This is a genomic window from Mycobacterium sp. ST-F2 (genome assembly GCF_001905655.1).
Classification (GTDB): Bacteria; Actinomycetota; Actinomycetes; order Mycobacteriales; family Mycobacteriaceae; genus Mycobacterium.
Genome location: NZ_JMHT01000132.1, coordinates 1 through 1,233, shown reverse-complemented (window position 1 = coordinate 1,233; position 1,233 = coordinate 1). Strand labels below are relative to the sequence as shown.

Genomic DNA, 1,233 nt, shown 5'->3' with positions numbered 1-1,233 from the left:
GCCGATCAGTGAATCACCCGCCCAGTGCCAGGGCCGGCGGTGACCCGCGTGTTCGGCAGCATACGCCGAATCTCATGTGGCACCAAGGATCCCGATACGGCCCGCTCACCCTTCCTGGGCGTCGAGCGCGCGCTGCAGCCAGCCCGATACCACCGCGATGGCCGACTGCCGCCCACCCCGGTTAGCACTGAGCTCCTTGGCCGCGATCGCAGCTGCCAACTGGGCCGCCTCGACCATCACCACCTCGGGGAACGGGTCTGCACCCACTTGCCCGAGCGTGAAACGCGCGGCGTCCCCATCGTCTTGCAGGTGCGCCAGGATCAGACGAAACGCCACCTGCGCGCTGTCGGGATGGAACTCGTTGCCGCTCAGTGCTGGCCCCCGCGGTTCGCCACCTCGTTGGCGTGATCCAGCGCGGTGAACGCCTCGGCAGTCAGCTTTGCCGCCACCGCATCGCGATCGCCGCCGTTGAGGTGCACCAGCAGCCCGACGTACTCGGCTGCTGCCGCCCCGATCACTGACTGCCACGCCGCGGGGTGCAGCAGCGACAGCTCGGCCAGCACCTGGGTGATGCCGTCGCGGTCGTCAGCCGCGACGGCGGCGGCGACACGGTAGAAGTCGGCGCGGCCGGGGGCGACGGAATCGGGTACCGGGCAAGGGTTACCGCAAGGGTTGGGCCCGGGGTTGTCAGTGGGGTTGTCGGTCATCGTGGTCCTCCAGTCGTTGTGGTGATGACCCGCGCGGCGACGGTGCCGAGCGGACGTTGGTGTGGGGGTAGGGAATCGAGCCAGCGGGCGCAGGGCACCAGTACCGGGCATGTGCGGCACACCGCGGTGGCCTGTTCCTGGCGGTGCCGGCTGGCGGGGTCGTCGCCCGTCGTGTCGAACAGCTGATGCCGGCCGACGCACAGCGCGCCCCTCAGCTGCGGCGGGCCACCGAGCGCAGCGAGCAGTGCCCGGGCCGTCACTGCTCGCTCCTCGGGTAGCGGGGTTCCGACGGGTCGGCGTAGGCGTCGAGGTCCACGAACGGCTGCTGAGCAATCGGGGCTGAGTGGCCCTGTGCCGCGTCGGAATCCGCTCCCCGGCTCGATGACCTCAGTTCGATGGGGATCGACCGGCAGCGAGCTACGCAGGGGCAGCGGCGCAGGCGTCCGTCGGGCGTCGTGCAGTACTGGCCGACCTCTGCCCCGCACGTGGAGCACGGCGTACAGAGTGCGCCGGCATACGCTTCAGC

The 1,233-nt window shown here is 70.4% G+C and carries 4 protein-coding genes; all 4 read right to left on the bottom strand.

What is annotated here, in order from left to right:
- Positions 1-105: 105 nt before the first annotated feature.
- Positions 106-267 carry a hypothetical protein gene (locus tag EB75_RS29560; protein WP_168176144.1) on the bottom strand — a complete coding sequence of 54 codons (162 nt, stop codon included), beginning with the start codon at positions 265-267 and terminating at the stop codon, positions 106-108.
- A gap of 101 nt (positions 268-368) precedes the next feature.
- On the bottom strand, positions 369-707 hold the full coding sequence (locus EB75_RS28270) for a hypothetical protein (protein ID WP_073698496.1): 339 nt from the start codon (positions 705-707) through the stop codon (positions 369-371).
- On the bottom strand, positions 704-967 hold the full coding sequence (locus EB75_RS28265; RefSeq protein ID WP_073698495.1) for a WhiB family transcriptional regulator: 264 nt from the start codon (positions 965-967) through the stop codon (positions 704-706). The genes EB75_RS28270 and EB75_RS28265 overlap by 4 nt, the downstream gene beginning before the upstream one ends.
- A partial coding sequence (locus tag EB75_RS29790) for a hypothetical protein (RefSeq protein WP_217267741.1) occupies positions 964-1,233 on the bottom strand: 270 nt, incomplete at its 5' end. The genes EB75_RS28265 and EB75_RS29790, both read right to left, overlap by 4 nt.